Consider the following 16,994-nt stretch of genomic DNA (forward strand, 5'->3'; position numbering starts at 1 on the left):
GCCACCCGGCGTTGCCAGGCTTCCCCATGTGTTGGCCATGGCTTTCCCCGTCGATCTCCGCCGCTGCCAGATCCTCGGTCTGGCCGGCACCGCCTTCCTCGCGGCGGGCGGTGAGACCGCGGGAGCCCTGCCCGTCCGGGAGCTCCTGGCCCCGTCCTCCGCGCACGCCGCCCTCGGCCTGGTCGGCGCCTATTTCGGGGTCGTCCTGCTGATCGCGGCCTGGGCGCTGCTCGGACGGCTGGTGCGCGGCTCCGAACCCCCGAGCCCGCGCGCCCTGCTCACCGTCCTGGTGATCTGGGCGGCCCCGCTGCTGCTCGCACCCCCGCTGTTCAGCCGGGACGTGTACAGCTATCTCGCCCAGGGCGCCATGGTCGACGCGCACATGGACGTCTACGCCCACGGCCCCGCCCGGCTCGGCGGTCCGCTCGCCGCCGAGGTCGCCCCGCTGTGGCAGCACACCGGTGCCCCGTACGGCCCGGTGTTCCTGGGTGTCGCCTCGGTGCTGTCCGGGCTGACCCGGGGTGAACTGCCCGCCGGCCTCTTCGGGATGCGGCTCGTCGCGCTGCTCGGGGTCGCGCTGATGGCCGCCGCGCTGCCCCGCCTGGCCCGGCACAGCGGCGCCGATCCGGCCGCCGCGCTCTGGCTCGGCGCCCTCAACCCGCTCGTCCTGCTCCACCTGGTCGCCGGCGCCCACAACGACGCCGTCATGCTCGGCCTGCTCGGCGTCGGCCTGGTCGCCGCGCTCGGCCGGTGGCCGGTGCTGGGCGCCGTCTTGGCCACCCTCGCCGCCCTGGTGAAGGCGCCCGCCGTGCTCGGGCTCGCGGCGGTCGTCGTCCTCCAGGTGCGGGCGGGCGGGGACCGGGTCAGAGCCGTCGTCGTCACGGCCGTCGCGGCGGCGGTCACCACGGTCGTCGCGACGGCCGTGGCCGGCACGGGTTACGGCTGGATAAGGGCGCTCAACACCCCCGTCTCCCCGCAGAACTGGGCGCTCACCAGCCTGCTCGGCCGGGCCACCGGGGCCCTGCTGGAACACCTGGGAAGCGATCTGGCGCCCCTGGCCGTCCCCGCCTGGCACGCCTTGGGCATCGTCGCCGCCGTGGTCGCCGTCGTGGCGATATGGCTGCGCCTGGGCCCGCGCCCGGTGTACGCCCTCGGCCTGAGCCTCGCGGCCGTGGCCGCCTTCGGCCCGGCGATCCGCCCCTGGTACGCCCTGTGGGGCCTGTTCCTGATAGCGGCCGCCGCGCCCAGCACCTCGGTACGGCGCCGGGTGGCCGCGGTGACCGGTGTGCTGGCGCTCGCCACCCTGCCCAGCGGCGGCCCGGCCGACACCGGCCAGCTGGTGCTGGCCGTCGCCGGCGGGGTCCTCGCGGTGATCGTCCTGTGGCAGGCCCACCAGGCGGAACTGGCTCCGATGGCGGGACGTACGGCATGAGGGCGCCGACCACGGACCGGGGGCGCCTGCTGCTGGTGCTCGCCGTCGTCACCTGCGTGACGGTCTTCACCGCGACCGTGCCGCTGCTGCGCGACTGGTTCGACCTGCGCGTCTACCACGGAGCCGTCGACACCTGGATCCACCACGGCGGACGGCTCTACGACTACCGGGTGCCCGGGACGACGTACGGCTTCACCTACCCGCCCTTCGCGGCCGTCGCCATGCTGCCGATGGCGCTCCTCGGCCTGCACACCGCGATCGCCGTCGCCCTGCTGCTCGATCTGGTGGCGCTCGCGGTGGTGCTGCGCGTCCTGGTCGGGCCCGGCTGGCGCCGCCACGGCTGGTACGGGTGCGCGCTGGGCGTCTGCGCGCTCGCCCTGTTCGAACCGCTGCGCGACACGGTGAGCTTCGGGCAGGTGAACCTCCTGCTGCTGGCCCTCGTCCTGATCGACGCCTGGCTGCTGGCCACCGGCCGGGAGCGCTGGGCGGGCATCGGGATCGGTCTTGCGGCCGCGGTGAAGCTGACGCCGGCGATCTTCATCGGCCTGCTGCTGCTCGCCGGGCGCCGACGGGCGGCGGCGCTCGCGACCCTCGTGGCGGCCGGGGCGACGGCGTTCGCGGCCTGGGTCGCCCCGGGCGCCTCCCGCTTCTACTGGACCGTGGCGATGTGGGACACCGGCCGGGTGGGCCGTCTCGACTACGTCTCCAACCAGTCGCTCCAGGGCATCCTGGCCCGGCTGGGCGAACCGGACCGGATGGTGTGGGCGGCGGCGGTCGTGCCGGTGCTGTGCGTGTGGGTGGTGCGCGCCCGCCGGGCGGTCGCGGCGGGGGAGTGGGTGACGGCGTTCGCCCTCACCGGTCTCACCGCGTGCCTGGTCAGCCCGATCACCTGGGTCCACCACCTCGTCTGGCTGCTGCCGTCCTTCGCGGTCCTGGTCCGCGCCGGGCGACCGCGCGTCGCCGCCGCCCTGTACGCGGTGCTGTGCACGAGCGTGGTCTGGCTCTGGTTCGACGACGCCTCGGGCGTGGACGGCTTCCTCGGCAGCAACGCCTACACCTGGATCACCCTGGGCCTGCTGGGGTGGCTGCCCGTCGGTCAACTCCCCGCCGACCGGCGGGCCCTGGGCCTCAGCAACAGTGCCGTCAGCGCCGCTCCGCCCAGCGCCGCCGCCGCGATCGCGCCCGTCGCCGACCAGCCCGAGGTGTCCTCCTCGGTGGGTGCCACGGCGGCGGCGGGCCGCACCTCCGGCCCGGGACGCGGGCGGGCGCGCGGCGCGTCGAGCGATCCCACCGGATCGACCCGCCCGTCGGCGGCGAACCCCCAGTCGAGCAGGGCGCGGGCTTCCTCGTACACCGCGAAGCCGCCGCCCGACTGAGGGTTCATCACCGTCACCACCAGCGTGCGCCCGCCCCGACGGGCGGCCGCGATCAGCGTGTGACCGGCCTCGCTGGTGTAGCCGTTCTTGACGCCGACCAGCCCCCGGTACGGCTCCACACCGTCGGAGCCGGTCAGCAGCCGGTTGGTGTTCTGGATGACGTACGACCATCCGCGCCCGCCGGGGAACCGGGCCCGCACGGTGCCGCAGTACCGCGTGAACTCGGGACTGCGCAGCCCCGCCCGGCCGAAGACGGCGAGGTCGTGGGCCGAGGAGACCTGGCCCGGTGTGTCGTATCCGTCCGGCGACAGCACGTGTGTGTCGCGGGCGCCGAGGGAGCGGGCCTTGGCCTGCATCCGGGCGGCCGTGGAGCGCCGGCCGCCGCTGAGTGCGGCCAGGACGTGCACGGCGTCGTTGCCGGAGTTGAGGAACACCCCGCGCCATAGATCGGAGACCCGGTAGGTCCGTCCCTCCGCGACCCCGACCAGGCTGCTGCCCGGGCCGATTCCCCGGAGCTCGTCCTCCCGGACCGTGTGCCGCAGACCGCCCGGCAGGACGGGCAGCACGGTGAGCGCGAAGAGGGTCTTGAGCGTGCTGGCGGGCGGCAGTCTGCGGTGCGCGTCGCGCGCCGCCAGCACCTCACCGGTACCGGCGTCGGCCACCACCCACGACAGTGCCGAGACACGCGGCACCCGGGGAGCGCCGGCCCGCGGTCTGACATGCGTGCCGGGGCGGTACAGCACGTCCGGCTGTGGGGCCGCCACCCGCTGCCCGCCGGGAACATCGGGGCCCGGTGTCGTACGGGCCGCCGTCGCGGCCGGCGCGAGCACCAGGAGGCCCGCCGCGCACAGCGCGCAGGTGGACAGGGCAGCCCGGGAAGTAAATCCGATCGTCATACCGCAAACGTAGGAACGGACGCGCCGAACCCGACGGTGCCCGGGCCGTACGGGGCACGTGAGCACCCGGATGCCACACGGAATCGCCCTCGCGGTCAGCCGGCGGGCAGCGTCGGCTGGATCCGGCGCAGGAACGTCGCGTTGTCCGGAGTCTCGCGCAGCCGCTCCAGCAGGATCTCGGTGGTGGTCTGCCCGTCCCGGCTCCGGAGCGCGCGGCGCAGGCCGCTGACGGTGGCCAACTCGGCCGGGGGAAGCAGGAGTTCCTCGCGGCGGGTGCCGGAGGGGTTGATCTCGACGGCCGGGAAGACACGGCGGGAGGCGAGGTCGCGGCTGAGCCGCAGCTCCATGTTGCCGGTGCTCTTGAGCTCCTCGAAGTAGAAGTCGTCGGCACGGGAGCCGGTCTCCACCAGCGCGGTGGCGAGGATGGTGAGCGAGCCGCCCTCCTCCGCCAGCCGGGCGGCGCCGAAGAACCGCTTGGGGCCGAGCAGCGTGGTCGCGTCGACACCGCCGCTGAGGGTGCGGCCGCCGGTGGCGGCCGCGTTGTTGTGGGCCCGGCACAACCGGGTCAGGGAGTCGAGGAGGATGACCACGTCCTCGCCCGCCTCGACGAGCCGCATGGCCCGTTCGACGACGAGTTCGGCGAGGGCGATGTGCTGCTTGGCCGGCCGGTCGAAGGTCGAGGCGTACACCTCGCCGCGCACGGAGCGGCGCATGTCGGTGACCTCCTCGGGGCGCTCGTCCAGCAGCGCGACCATCAGCCGGGCCTCGGGATGGTTGCCGGCGACGGCGGCCGCGATCTGCTGGAGCATCACGGTCTTGCCGGTCTTGGGCGGAGCGACGATCAGCCCGCGCTGGCCCTTGCCGACGGGGGCGATCAGATCGGTCACGCGGCCGGTCAGCCCGGACGCGGGGTGTTCGAGCCGCAGCCGCTCCCGCGGGTGCAGCGGTGTCAGGTCACGGAAGTGACGGCGGTCGCGCTGCTCCTCGGGACGGCGCCCGTTGATCCGGGCGACCTCGGTCAGGGCCCGCTGGGTGCCGCGTACGCCGTCGACGAGGTCGCCCCTGCGCAGGCCGTACCGGCGTACGAGTGCGGCCGGGACCTGGAGGTCGGTGGGGGAGGGCAGCAGGTCGAGGCCCCGCAGGTGCCCCTTGCCGTGCGCGTCGATGTCGAGGACACCGGTGGCGACCAGGGCCGGAAGCTGCTGCTGGGCGGGAGAGTGTTCGAGTGTGCTGGTCATGAAGGGGGGTCCTCTCACGGACGGAAGGCATGGGACATGCGGGAAGGGGAGAAGCCGCGAGGGGAAGGCGGACAGCGCCTTCGGGCGGCGGAAACAGCACCTCGGGTACGACAGGAGTGCCGTGATGACGAGGTGGTGTTGAAGAGCCGACATGTCGGTCGGCGATGAGAAAAGGAAACCGGCACCGGCGCCCACAGCGGGGCGTACACAAGTGCTAGCCAGAGAGTAGCACAGGGTCAGTCAGCGGCCGGCCAGAAGGCCGTAGAGAAGCGGGATCCGCGGTTCGGGAAGCCGCCACCAGCCGCTCGCCGTGCGGTGCATGTGCGGCCAGCGCGGCCACGGCAGTTCGTCGCTCTCGCGGAGGCGGCGGACACTCAGTCCTGCCCCCGTCAACGCGTTGACGACCTCTCCTATTCCATGCATCCACTCGAAGCTGTCGGTGGCTCGCTCGACGGCCGGGCCGTCGGTGTAGGTGTGCGTGGCGTCCCGGTGCACGGGGCCGGCGCCGCCCAGGTAGTCGTGGCGCAGCAGCAGTTCGGGGCCCTCGTCCGGGGCGGGCTTGGGGCCCAGGGAGTTGAGCAGCGGATGGAACTCGACGATGTACAACAGGCCGCCCGGGCGCAGGAGTCGAGCGATCACCCCGGCCCATCGCGCCAGGTCCGGCAGATAGCACAGCGCGCCCTTGCCGGTGTACACGACGTCGAATTGTCGTCCCTCCAAGGCCTCGACGGCGTCGTACACATTGGCCCGCACGTAGTCGACGTCCACGCCGGCCTTCGCCGCGATGTCGGTCGCGGCCGTCACGGACGCGGCGGAGAAGTCCAGCCCGACCGCGCGCGCCCCGCGCCGCGCGAAGGCGATCGTCTCGGTGCCCAGATGGCACTGGAGGTGCAGCACGTCACGGCCGCCCAGCTCGCCGAGGTCCTCCCACTCGAACGCGGCGAACCAGCGCTCCGGGTCGACGTCCTGGTCGAGGCCGTAGAACCGGCTGGCGAGGTGGACGGGGGTGCGGGCGTCCCAGTTCGCCTGGTTGGCCCGCATGAGCCGCGCGTGGTCCTCGGTGGTCATGACGCCATCCAACCGCGAACGGGCGCGCAATACGAGCCCGCCCGGCCCGCTCCGGTCGCGGTGCTGGATTTCCGCGACCGGGTGTCGATTCGGTCGGGTCCCGTTCGTCGGTGAGGTGTAGGAAGGTCACGAGGATCGGGAGGATCCATGAAGTACATGATGCTCGTCCGCGGTGACGACTCCGGCGACCCCGCCGCCGCGAAGCCCGTCGAGCCGTGGGTGGAGGAGCAGGGCGCCGACGGTGTCAGGCTGCACGGGCACCGGCTGCGGCCGGCCGCCGAGGCGGTCACGGTACGGGTGCGGGACGGCGAAGTCCTGCGCACCGACGGGCCGTTCGCGGAGACGAAGGAGTACGTCGGCGGATTCGACCTGCTGGAATGTGCCGACCTCGACCAGGCGGTACGGGTGGCGGCCCGGCACCCGGGGGCCGCCGACGGGTCCGTGGAGGTGCGCGCCCTGTGGGACGAGGAGGACGCCGGGACGGAGATCCGCCGCCTCGACGCCGACCTCGCCGAGGCGCTGCGGGAACGGGACGTCGAGCGGCTGCTGTCCTGCTACGCGCCGGACGCGGAGGTCTTCCACTCCGGCACGGGCCGGGAGCGGCGGGGCACCGACGCCCTGCGCGAGCTGTGGGAGAGCGAGTTCGCGAGGACCACCGGACCCGTCGGACGCGAGACACGGGAGTTCCGCGTCCACGCCGACGAGAGCATCGCCCTCGGCCACGCTCTCGTCCGCGTCCACGCCACCCGCACGGACGGGACGCCGCTGGAGGAGGTGGTGCGCGTGACCACCGGCTACCGGAACATCGGGCCGCGCTGGGTGATCGTCCACGAGCACGTGTCCGTGGCGGTCGAAGGACGGCCGTGAAGTACGTGCTGTTCGTCTGCCTGCCGGAGAGCGACGAGGTGACACGCCCCGGTGAGGGACTCACCGCCCGTCTGCGCCCGCCGGACGACGCCACCACCGTGCGCGCCCGGGACGACGAAGTCCTGCTCAGCGACGGGCCGTTCGCCCGCGGCGAGGAGTACGTCGCCGGCCTCGACCTCGTGGAGGCGGCCGACCTCGACGAGGCCGTGGCCCTGGCCGCACGGCACTCCGCCGCGCTGGGCGGCGGCCCGGTGGAGGTACGGCCGGTGTGGGACTGAACCGCACACGATCCGCGAGAGGGGCCACACCGACCCGATGAAAGGCGGAGAGAACACGAACGCCGTGGAGGAAGCCGTCGCCGCCGCCTTCCGCGCGGAGTGGGGCCAGGTCGTCGCCACCCTGATCCGGGTGACCGGCGACTGGGACCTCGCCGAGGAGTGCGCGCAGGACGCCTTCGCCCAGGCCCTGGACCGGTGGCGGCGCGACGGTGTGCCGCGCCGCCCCGGTGCCTGGCTGACCACGACCGCCCGCAACCGCGCCCTCGACGTGCTGCGCCGGGAAGCGGTGGGGGCGGCGAAACTGCGGGAGGTGGCCGTGACGGCACGCGAGGAGCCGTCGGACGGCCGTGAGACCGACACCGACGACACCGACGACAGCGGCGTCCGGGACGACCGGCTGCGCCTGCTCTTCACCTGCTGCCACCCGGCGCTGCCCATCGAGGCACGGGTCGCGCTGACCCTGCGGACCCTCGCCGGACTCACCACACCGGAGATCGCACGCGCCTTCCTCGTCCCCGAGGCGACCATGGCGCAACGGCTGGTGCGGGCCAAGCGGAAGATCCGCAACGCCGGCATTCCGTACCGGGTGCCGCCCGCCCATCTGCTGCCCGAGCGCACGACCGGTGTGCTGGGCGTGATCTACCTCCTGTTCAACGAGGGATACGCGGCCACCTCCGGCGCCGACCGCGTCCGGGCGAACCTGTGCGGCGAGGCGATCCGGCTGGCCAGGGTCCTGGCGGACCTGATGCCGGACGAGCCCGAGGTGCTCGGCCTGCTCGCGCTCCTTCTGCTGCACGACGCCCGCCGGGCCACCCGCGTGGACGCGGCCGGTGAGCCGGTGAGCCTGGAGGACCAGGACCGCTCGCTGTGGGACCGGGCGGAGGCCGAGGAGGGCGCGGGCCTGCTGGAGACCGCCCTGCGGGGCGGGCGCCCCGGCCCGTACCAGGTCCAGGCCGCGATCGCCGCCTGCCACACCACCGCGGCCACGGCCGGGGCCACCGACTGGGCCGACATCGCCGGGCTCTACGGCGAACTGGAGCGGCTCGTGCCGTCGGCCGTGGTCCGCCTCAACCGCGCCTTCGCCGTCGGCATGGCCGAGGGCCCGGACGCGGGGCTCGCCCTCGTGGCGGAGCTGGCCGACGAGGACGAGTTGGCCGGCTACCACCTGCTGCCCGCCACCCGCGCCGACCTGCTGCGCCGGGGCGGCCGCCCGCGGGAGGCGGCCACGGCCTACGAGCGGGCCCTGGAGCTGGTGGAGAACGAGGCGGAGCGCAGGTTCCTGGAGAAACGGCTCGCGGAGTGTCGATCCGGCTGAGGGGCGTTCGTCGGTGGGGTGAGAACGGCCCACACCACCGGAGGTTCCGATGAACACCCTCACCGCGACGATCCGCCGACTCCTCGCCCCGCTGTTCCGGCCCGACCGGACAGAGCCGCCGACCGCATCCGACCTCCGGGACGGACCGGGCGGGCCCGACGTCTGGCTCGCCGGACTCCGCCTCGGCGGCTGACCGCTGTTGTGATGTGAGTCACAAAAGGTCTAGGGTGAATGCGCCTGGGGGACACCTCCGGGCTGCGCGTCGAACCGCGGCGCGCGACCCGGGACGTCCCCCGGGCGAGGAAGTGATCCCCTTGACCGTCGCCTGGGACGACATCGGCGGACTCGTCGATGCGCACGAACGTTTTCTGGCCGGAACGCTGGCCGACTCCACGGTCCGGGACTCGGTGCTCGACTCCTGGAAGCGGTGCCGCTCCGCCGGACTCGAGCCGCACCAGCTGTTGGTTCCGCACACTCCGGACCTGGCCCTGGAGGAGGGGTTCCTGCGCGCGGCCGATCCCGTGCTGCGGGACCTGGACGCCTCGCTCGGCGAAGCGGGCATGACCATCGCCCTGTGCGACGCGCGGGGCCGCATGGTCCAGCGGCTCGGCGGGGACCGGCAGCTGCGCCACCGCCTGGACGAGGTGAACTTCGCCCCCGGCTTCGACGCCTCCGAACGCGTCGTCGGTACCAACGGCGTCGGCACCGCGCTGGTCGAGCGCGGCGCCGTCTACGTCGTCGGCCGGGAGCACTTCGCCGACTGCCTGCAACCCTTCGCCTGCGCCGGAGCGCCGGTCCGCGACCCGCTCAGCGGGCGCATCGAGGCCGTCCTCGACCTCACCTGCCTGCGCGACGACGGCGACCCCGCGATGCTGCGACTGGTCCGGGACGCGGCGCGCGGCATCGAGGCACGGCTGCTGGAGCAGTCCACGCAACGGGAACGGGACCTGCTCGCCGCCTACCGCCGGGCCGGGCACGACATCGGCGGCTGGCCGCGCCAGCCCCGCATCGGCACACCGGGCCCGGGCGACGGCCCCGGCGGCGGAGAGCTGGGCCGGATCGACCTCGCCGTGCTGCGGGAGAAGGCCGAGGAACTCCTCGCCTCGCCCCGACGCACCCTCGACGAGGTGGTCCTCTCCGGCGGCCGTACCGCCACCCTGCTGCGCCGCACGGTCATGAGCGCGGCCGGCGAGGCGGGCGTGGTCGTCGAGGCGAGGATCCTCGGCGGACCCCGCCTGCGGCACATCCCCGCCGAACCCGCCCCGGCGGCCCCGGCGGCCCCAGCGGCCACCGCGGTCCTGTCCACCCTCCCGGCCCGGCTCACCGTCCCGGTCGCGCCGGCCCCGTCGCCCGCCGATGCCCCGGAACTCCGCCCTGCCCACGGCGACGACGGCGCGCCCGGCGCCGACTCCGGCTCCGACGGTGACATGTCCAGCTCCGACGGCGACGCGTCCGGCTCCGACGGCAGGCTGCTGCTCCTCGGCGAACCCGGCGTCGGCCGGCTCGCCGTACTCGCCCGGCGGCGCCTGGAGATGCTGCACGAGGCGAGCGGCCGTATCGGCACCACCCTGGACGTCACCCGCACCGCAGAGGAACTGGCCGAGGTGACCGTGCCGCTGTTCGCCGACTTCACGGCCGTGGACCTGCCGGACGCGGTCCTCGGCGGCGACGAGCCTGGCCCGCTCGGCACGGACACCCTGATGCGCCGGGTCGCGCTGGGCGCCGTTCACGAGGAGTCCCATCTGTACGGCGTCGGCGACTCCCTCCGGTACGTGCCCTCGACGCCACAGGCCCGCAGCCTGGAGGACCGGCAGTCCGTCCTCGAACCCGCGCTCGTCGCGGCCGAGGGCTGGCTCGCCCAGGACCCGGCCCGCCTCGAACGCGTGCTCGCGGCCGGGATCCACTCGCTGATCACGGTGCCGCTGCGGGCGCGCGGAACGACCCTCGGCGTGGTCAGCTTCTACCGCTCCGAGAAGCCCGCCCCCTTCGAGGAGGACGACCTCTCCCTGGCCCAGGAACTGGCCGGCCGCGCGGCGATCTGCATCGACAACGCCCGCCGCTGGACCCGCGAGCACAACACCGCCCTCGCCCTCCAGCGCAGCCTGCTGCCCCGGGGCCGGCCCGACCAGAGCGCCGTCGACGTCGCCTACCGCTACCTGCCCGCGCAGGCCGGGGTCGGCGGTGACTGGTTCGACGTGATCCCGCTCTCCGGCGCCCGGGTCGCCGTGGTCGTCGGCGACGTCGTCGGACACGGACTGCACGCCGCCGCCACCATGGGCCGGCTGCGCACCGCCGTCCACAACTTCTGCTCCGTCGACCTGCCGCCCGACGATCTCCTCACCCACCTCGACGACCTGGTGGGGCGCCTGGACCGGGGCGAGGGCTGGGCGGTGGAGAACAGTCAGGCGGACTCCGGGATCGTCGGAGCGACCTGCCTGTACGCCGTCTACGACCCGGTGTCCCGCCGCTGCACGCTGACCCGCGCCGGGCACCCGCTCCCCGCGGTGGTCGCCCCCGACGGCACCGTGGAGTTCGTCGACCTGCCCTCGGGGCCACCGCTCGGACTCGGCGGCATGCCCTTCGAGACCGCCGAGCTGGAACTCGCCGAAGGCAGCCAACTCGTCCTCTACACCGACGGGTTGATCGAGGACCGGCACCGGGACATCGACTCCGGCCTGGACCTGCTGCGGACCGTGCTGGCCCATGCCGACCGGGCACCGGAGGACACCTGCGAGGCCGTCCTCGACGCCCTGCTGCCGAACCGGCCCAGCGACGACGTGGCCCTGCTCGTCGCCCGCACCCACACCCTGGGTCCCGAAAGGGTCGCCCAGTGGGAGCTGCCCAGCGACCCGGCCGTGGTCTCACGGTCCCGCGCCGCGGTCACCGAACAGCTCACCGCCTGGGGTCTGGACGACCTGGCCTTCACCACCGAACTCGTCGCCAGCGAACTGGTCACCAACGCGATCCGGCACGCCACCGGCCCGGTCCAGCTCCGCCTGCTCCGTGACCGCGCCCTGATCTGCGAGGTCTCCGACGGCAGCAGCACCTCGCCCAGGCTCCGCCGCGCCCGCACCGAGGACGAGGGCGGCCGCGGCCTCTTCCTCGTCGCCCAGCTCACCGACCGCTGGGGAACCCGCTACACCCCCGACGGAAAGGTCATCTGGACCGAACAGGCCCTGCCCTGAGCGGTCCGGACACTGAAGCCGTCCGCCGCGCTCCCTTAAGCTGACGCGGATGTTCAGCCCCGAAGGTCCCAGTCTCCGTGAACTCGCCGTCCAGGCCCTGTCGTCCGTCGAGCGCGGCTACGACCTGCTCGCGCCGAAGTTCGACCACACCCCCTTCCGTACGCCGGACGCGGTCCTCGACGCCGTCGCGACCGCGCTGCGGCGAAGGGGCCCGTTCGGCACCGGCCTCGACCTGTGCTGCGGCACCGGTGCGGGCGTCGACGTGCTGGCGCGGGTGTGCCGGGAGGGTGTGGTCGGCGTCGACTTCAGCGCCGGGATGCTGGCGGTGGCCCGCGAGCGGGAACGTCCCGCCGGTACGCCCGTCTCCTGGGTACGCGCCGACGCCCGCGCCCTGCCCTTCGGGCCCGCGTTCGACCTCGTCGTGAGCTTCGGGGCGTTCGGGCACTTCCTGCCGGGTGAGCTGCCCGGCCTGTTCCGCCAGGTCCACTCCGTCCTGCGGCCCGGTGGAAGCTTCGCCTTCCCGGTCCTCGCCCCGCCGCGCGTGACCTCCCCGGCCCACTGGACGCTGCTGGGCTTCGACACGGTGATGCGGGTGCGCAACGCCCTGTGGCGGCCGCCGTTCGTCATGTACTACCGGGCCTTCAGACCGGGGGAGGTGCTCCGGGAGCTGGAGTGGGCCGGATTCGACGTGGAACGGGAGGCGCTGCCCGAGTTCGGACGGCGCCGCGACGGCAGCCCACGAGTGCGCATGGTCGTGGGGCGACGCCCCACGACATGATCCGCCGGACGGACCCTGGGGGGTCCGGCTTCACAGGGCGCCGTACAGGGCGTCGACGAGGGCCATCTTCCGCGGGTCGTCGGCGATGTGGGGTCCCATGCGGTTCATGACGTAACCGAGGGAGACCCCCGCGTCCGGGTCCGCCAGTCCGCACGAGCCGCCGAAGCCGTCGTGGCCGTAGGCGCGGGGGTCGGGCCCGTACGAGCCGTTGGGGCCGCTGAGCCACAGGCCGAGCCCGATCTCCGTCTCGTGCTCGAATCCGGCGCCCAGTACCAGGTCGCGGCAGCTGCCCTGCCCCTCGCGGACCCGCTCGACGGCCTCGGCGGACAGGACGCGACGGCCGCCGTACAGACCCCGGCCGGCGAAGACGCCGTAGAGCGCGGCGACGGTCCGTGCGGTGCCGTGGCCGTTGGCGGCGGGGATTTCGGCGGCGCGCCAGCCGGGGGAGTTGGCCGCCGCCGCGCCCACTCCGGGATTGGTCAGGGCGGCCAGCGCCGCGGGCACCAACTGGCTGAAGATCGCCGCCTGTTCACTGCTCGGCGCGACCGGCGGCTGCACCAGCTCGGCCGCCCGGTCGGCCTCCTTCTCCGGCAGGCCGATGGTGAAGTCGATGCCCAGCGGCCCGGTCACCTCCCGCTCCAGGAAGGCTCCCGGCAGCAGTCCCGAGATCCGCCGTACGACCTCCCCGACCAGGAAGCCGTACGTCAGCGCGTGATACCCCGACACCGTCCCCGGCTCCCACCAGGGCTCCATCGCCGCCAGCCGCTTCGTCGTCAGCTCCCAGTCGCAGAGCTGGGCGAACGAGTGCGGCTCCCGCAGACCGGACAGTCCGGCCCGGTGCGACAGCAGGTGCCGTACCAGGATCCGTTCCTTGCCGGCCGCGGCGAACTCCGGCCAGTAGGCGGCCACCGGCGCGTCGAAGTCGAGCAGCCCCCGGTCGGCCAGGAGGTGCGCGCACAGCGCCACCGGGCCCTTGGAGGTCGACCAGACGTTGACCAGCGTGTCCCGCTCCCAGGGACGGGTGCCCGCCGCGTCGGCCCAGCCGCCCCACAGGTCCACGACCGTCGTGCCGTCGACCGTCACGGCGACGGCCGCACCCACCTCGGCGCGCTCCCGGAAATTCTCCTCGAACGCCGTGCGCACCGCGGCGAAGCGCTCGTCGCAGTGACCGTGCACCTGTGGCTCTCGCTCGGACATGAACCCTCCGTGGTCCCGGAACAGCCCGGGCCGCGACGCTGCGGTCCGGGCATCCTTGAACGTACCGACTGGTCGGACCGGAAGGGAAGACGCCGGGGACGAGCGGGAACACGCCGGGCGCGAGCGGGAACACCCGGCGTCGCGGGTGTCCGGCCGCTCAGGCGTGCGGCCGCTCAGGCGTACGACCGCAGCCAGCGCAGCTTCGCCGCCTCCTGGTACGGGCCGCCGCCCTCGTGGTCGTTGAAGTCGTAGACCTCGATGTCCTTCTCGTCGTGCGCCCAGGCGTTGAAGGCCGCGAACACGGTGGAGGGCGGGCAGGTCTGGTCCTCCAGTGCCGCCGAGAAGAGCGCCGGGGCCCGGCCGCGGGCGGCGAAGTGCACGCCGTCGAAGTAGGCCAGGGTGCGCTGGACGTCCGCCGCGCGGCCGCGGTGCGTCTTGAGGAAGAGGCCGATCTCGCGGTAGGGGTGCCGGTCCGTCAGGATCGCCGCGCGCGGGAAGTCGCACAGGAAGGGCACGTCCGGCGCGACCGCCGTCAGGTCGGGCACCAGACCGCCCACCGCGATCGAGATGCCGCCGCCCTGGCTGCCGCCGGTGACGACCGTGCGCGCCGGGTCGGCCAGCGGGTGCGAGCGGGCCGCCTCCACCGCGCGGACGCCGTCGGTGAACACCCGGCGGTAGTAGTAGTTCTCGGGGTCGTCGATGCCCCGCGTCATGAACCCGGGGAACGCGGGCGCGCCGCCCACCGGGTCCGCGGTGCCACCGCCACCGCCCCACGCGCTGCCCTGGCCGCGGGTGTCCATCACGAAGTGCGCCCGGCCCGACGAGGCCCACAGCAGATGCTCGTGCGGCAGACCGCGCCCGCCGCCGTACCCGATGAACTCCACGACCACCGGGATCGGCGCGGACACCTCGGCCGGGATCGTGAACCAGCCCTTCACCGGGTGACCGCCGAACCCGGCGAACGTCACGTCGTACACCTTCACCGTCGACAGGCCGGTGTCGACGAGTTCGAAACGGGCGTCCAGGTCGTGCTCGCGGGCCTCCGCGAGGGTCTTGGACCAGAACGCGTCGAAGTCCTCGGGCTCGGCCGACTCGCTGCGGTACGCGCGGAGTTCGTCGAGGGGCAGGTCGAACAGGGGCATCTGTGGCCGCCTTTGCGAAGGGTGGGTGCGGATGATCACACCGTACGTGGGTGATCGGACGTATCGCCAGGTCTTTGCCCCGGTACGCGCCTACGATGGCGTCATGACGTCTGCCGCCGACGCGTCGGTCACCGCAGTGGAGCTGCTGGTCAGGGATGCAGAACTGCTCGTCGTGGACGGGGAGCGGGAGATCCCGGGCGGCTGGGTGGCGACGGCCGGTGGTCGGGTCACCGCCGTCGGCCCCGCCGGGACCGAACCCGAGGCCCGGGAGACCCTCTCGGCCGCCGGACGCCTGGTCACACCCGGCCTGGTCAACACGCACCACCACATCTACCAGAACCTCACCCGCGCCTACGCGCCCGCCGTGAACGGCACCCTCTTCGACTGGCTGACCACCCTCTACCCGCTGTGGGCCGCCCTCGACGAGGAGGCCGCGCACGTCTCGGCCTACGTCGGCATGGCCGAGCTGCTGATGGGCGGCTGCACCACCTCCTCCGACCACCTCTACGTCCATCCGCGCCCCGGCCTGGTCGACGCCGAGATCCGGGCCGCCCGCGACATCGGCTTCCGCTTCCACGCCACCCGCGGCTCGATGACCCGTTCCGTCGAGGACGGCGGGCTGCCGCCGCGGAGCGTCACCCAGACCGACGAAGAGGTCCTCGCCGACAGCGAGCGGCTGATCCGGGCCCACCACGACCCCTCGCCCGGCGCGCTCGTCAGGGTCGCCCTCGCGCCCTGCTCGCCGTTCTCGGTGACCAAGGAGCTGATGACGGCGACCGCCGAACTCGCCGAGCGCCACGACGTCCGCCTGCACACCCACCTCGCCGAGGACCCCGACGAGGACACCTACTGCCTGCGCACGTACGGCTGCCGACCCGTGGAGTACTTCGAGGACACCGGGTGGATGAGCGACCGCACCTGGGTCGCGCACTGCATCCACCCGAACGACGCCGAGCTGCGCCGCCTGGCCGCGGCGGGCGTCGGGGTGGCGCACTGCCCCAGTTCCAACATGCTCATCGGCGGCGGCACGGCCCGGGTGCGCGAGATGCGCGAGCTGGGCCTGCCCGTCGGTATCGGCTGCGACGGATCCGCCTCCACGGACCACGCCTCGCTCTGGATGGAGACCCGCGGCGCCCTGCTCCTCGGCCGCTACCGCGGCGGACCCGGTGCGATGACCGCGCGGGACGCCCTCGACATCGCCACCCGCGGCTCGGCCCGCTGTCTGGGACGCGCCGACGAACTGGGGCACCTGCGGCCCGGCGCCTGCGCCGACCTGGTCGTCTGGGACCTGCACGAGGTGGCCCTCGCCGGGGCGTTCAGCGATCCCGTGGAGGCCTGGCTGCGCTGCGGACCCGCCCGCGCCTGGACCACGATCGTGGCCGGCCGCGTCCTCGTCGACCGGGGTGAGCCGGTCCTGCCCGGGCTCGCGGACGCGCTGCGGACCCATGGCCGGATCGCGCGGCGGATGCAGCGGGGCGGGTAGGCCGGGGCGTCCCTGGAGACGCCCCGCGCGAGGGTGCGGTCAGGCCCGGCGGCGGGTCCACTGGGGTTCGATGAGGGCCCAGTCCCGTTCCCACTCGGCCATCCGCCGACGGTTGACGGCGCCCAGGACCACGGCGCGGCCGAGCAGGATCACCGCGCAGGCGCCGCCCGTGGCGCAGGTGCCGACGGTGAGGGTGTGCTGCCAGACGGAGGTCTCGTTCGGCGGCGGAGGCACGTTCCGGCCCCGGGTGTCGAACCAGACCTCGACCGTGTCCCCGCGGTCGGTCCCGGCCGGGACCCGCGCGGTCGTCGTCCGAGGGCCGCCGCCCGGCTCGCTCCAGCGCACCGTGGCCCGGACGGTCTGCCCCCGCCCGCCCTGCACCGAAGGCAGCGAGTCAGGCGTCCTGCCGACCACCTCGGCCCGGACACGCTGACGGTCGGCCCGCTGCTCGGTGGCGACCGCACGGGCCTCGCCGTGCGCCCACCAGGCGGCGATCGCTCCGGCCACCGGCGCCACCACGAGCAGCAGGACCGCGACGGCGAGCACCGTCCAGGCCTCCAGGACATCCGACCGGCGCCGGAGCGGATTGCTCCGCCAGCGCCATCCGCGCACCCGGGTTCCCATGTCGACCTCCTGGCCCGTCACCGCGGCCGGAGGAGTCGCACACACCGGTGCGTCCTGCCGTGCCGCGCGCGTACGCGCATGCGAGTGTCCACACCAATCTGGTACCCATGCACCG

Annotated in this window: 14 protein-coding genes and 1 pseudogene; 9 read left to right on the plus strand and 6 right to left on the minus strand. The window is 74.0% G+C overall.

The window, feature by feature from the left end; translation table 11 throughout:
* The first annotated feature begins 37 nt into the window (after positions 1-37).
* Both mptB and K4B79_RS48335 read left to right on the plus strand, forming a co-directional pair.
* Positions 38-1,432, plus strand: a complete 1,395-nt coding sequence (gene mptB / locus K4B79_RS23055) for a polyprenol phosphomannose-dependent alpha 1,6 mannosyltransferase MptB (RefSeq protein WP_232028767.1) — start codon at positions 38-40, stop codon at positions 1,430-1,432.
* Complete coding sequence (locus K4B79_RS48335) at positions 1,429-2,808, plus strand: glycosyltransferase 87 family protein (RefSeq protein ID WP_308280468.1); 1,380 nt, start codon at positions 1,429-1,431, stop codon at positions 2,806-2,808. The genes mptB and K4B79_RS48335 overlap by 4 nt, the downstream gene beginning before the upstream one ends.
* An 11-nt stretch (positions 2,809-2,819) precedes the next feature.
* Here the strand turns inward: K4B79_RS48335 and K4B79_RS23065 are convergent.
* The 3 genes and pseudogenes from K4B79_RS23065 to K4B79_RS23075 form a co-directional block, all read right to left on the minus strand.
* Positions 2,820-3,704 (minus strand): annotated as a pseudogene (locus tag K4B79_RS23065) (D-alanyl-D-alanine carboxypeptidase family protein); the annotation flags it as partial.
* A gap of 95 nt (positions 3,705-3,799) precedes the next feature.
* Positions 3,800-4,942: a transcription termination factor Rho gene (gene rho / locus K4B79_RS23070; protein WP_232028769.1), complete on the minus strand. Its 1,143-nt coding sequence runs from the start codon at positions 4,940-4,942 to the stop codon at positions 3,800-3,802.
* 240 nt (positions 4,943-5,182) lie between these two features.
* A complete protein-coding gene (locus K4B79_RS23075; protein WP_232028770.1) occupies positions 5,183-6,010 on the minus strand; it encodes a class I SAM-dependent methyltransferase in 828 nt (275 codons plus the stop codon).
* 147 nt (positions 6,011-6,157) lie between these two features.
* Between K4B79_RS23075 and K4B79_RS23080 the strand changes: the two genes are divergently transcribed.
* The 6 genes from K4B79_RS23080 (at position 6,158) to K4B79_RS23105 (ending at position 12,433) form a co-directional block, all read left to right on the plus strand.
* Positions 6,158-6,877, plus strand: a complete 720-nt coding sequence (locus K4B79_RS23080) for a nuclear transport factor 2 family protein (protein ID WP_232028771.1) — start codon at positions 6,158-6,160, stop codon at positions 6,875-6,877.
* Entirely contained in the window at positions 6,874-7,155 is a 282-nt protein-coding gene (locus K4B79_RS23085) for a YciI family protein (RefSeq protein ID WP_232028772.1), read from the plus strand. The genes K4B79_RS23080 and K4B79_RS23085 overlap by 4 nt, the downstream gene beginning before the upstream one ends.
* Positions 7,156-7,192: 37 nt before the next feature.
* Complete coding sequence (locus tag K4B79_RS23090) at positions 7,193-8,470, plus strand: RNA polymerase sigma factor (RefSeq protein ID WP_232028773.1); 1,278 nt, start codon at positions 7,193-7,195, stop codon at positions 8,468-8,470.
* A 49-nt stretch (positions 8,471-8,519) separates the two neighbouring features.
* Positions 8,520-8,663 carry a hypothetical protein gene (locus K4B79_RS23095; protein ID WP_232028774.1) on the plus strand — a complete coding sequence of 48 codons (144 nt, stop codon included), beginning with the start codon at positions 8,520-8,522 and terminating at the stop codon, positions 8,661-8,663.
* 121 nt (positions 8,664-8,784) lie between these two features.
* Complete coding sequence (locus K4B79_RS23100) at positions 8,785-11,655, plus strand: SpoIIE family protein phosphatase (protein WP_269463768.1); 2,871 nt, start codon at positions 8,785-8,787, stop codon at positions 11,653-11,655.
* A 49-nt stretch (positions 11,656-11,704) separates the two neighbouring features.
* Complete coding sequence (locus tag K4B79_RS23105) at positions 11,705-12,433, plus strand: class I SAM-dependent methyltransferase (protein ID WP_232028776.1); 729 nt, start codon at positions 11,705-11,707, stop codon at positions 12,431-12,433.
* A gap of 30 nt (positions 12,434-12,463) precedes the next feature.
* On the opposite strand, the gene K4B79_RS23110 is transcribed toward K4B79_RS23105, so the two are convergent.
* Positions 12,464-13,630, minus strand: a complete 1,167-nt coding sequence (locus tag K4B79_RS23110; RefSeq protein ID WP_232028777.1) for a serine hydrolase domain-containing protein — start codon at positions 13,628-13,630, stop codon at positions 12,464-12,466.
* Between the two features lie 173 nt (positions 13,631-13,803).
* The gene (locus tag K4B79_RS23115) at positions 13,804-14,772 is read right to left on the minus strand and encodes an acetylxylan esterase (protein ID WP_232028778.1); all 969 of its coding nucleotides are present in this window, start codon (positions 14,770-14,772) and stop codon (positions 13,804-13,806) included.
* Between the two features lie 103 nt (positions 14,773-14,875).
* Between K4B79_RS23115 and K4B79_RS23120 the strand changes: the two genes are divergently transcribed.
* The gene (locus tag K4B79_RS23120) at positions 14,876-16,255 is read left to right on the plus strand and encodes an 8-oxoguanine deaminase (RefSeq protein ID WP_232028779.1); all 1,380 of its coding nucleotides are present in this window, start codon (positions 14,876-14,878) and stop codon (positions 16,253-16,255) included.
* A 39-nt stretch (positions 16,256-16,294) separates the two neighbouring features.
* Here the strand turns inward: K4B79_RS23120 and K4B79_RS23125 are convergent, their stop codons facing one another.
* Entirely contained in the window at positions 16,295-16,879 is a 585-nt protein-coding gene (locus K4B79_RS23125) for an Rv1733c family protein (RefSeq protein WP_232028780.1), read from the minus strand.
* Positions 16,880-16,994: the final 115 nt, after the last annotated feature.

The organism is Streptomyces lincolnensis, from assembly GCF_021173675.1.
Taxonomy (GTDB): Bacteria; Actinomycetota; Actinomycetes; order Streptomycetales; family Streptomycetaceae; genus Streptomyces; species Streptomyces lincolnensis_B.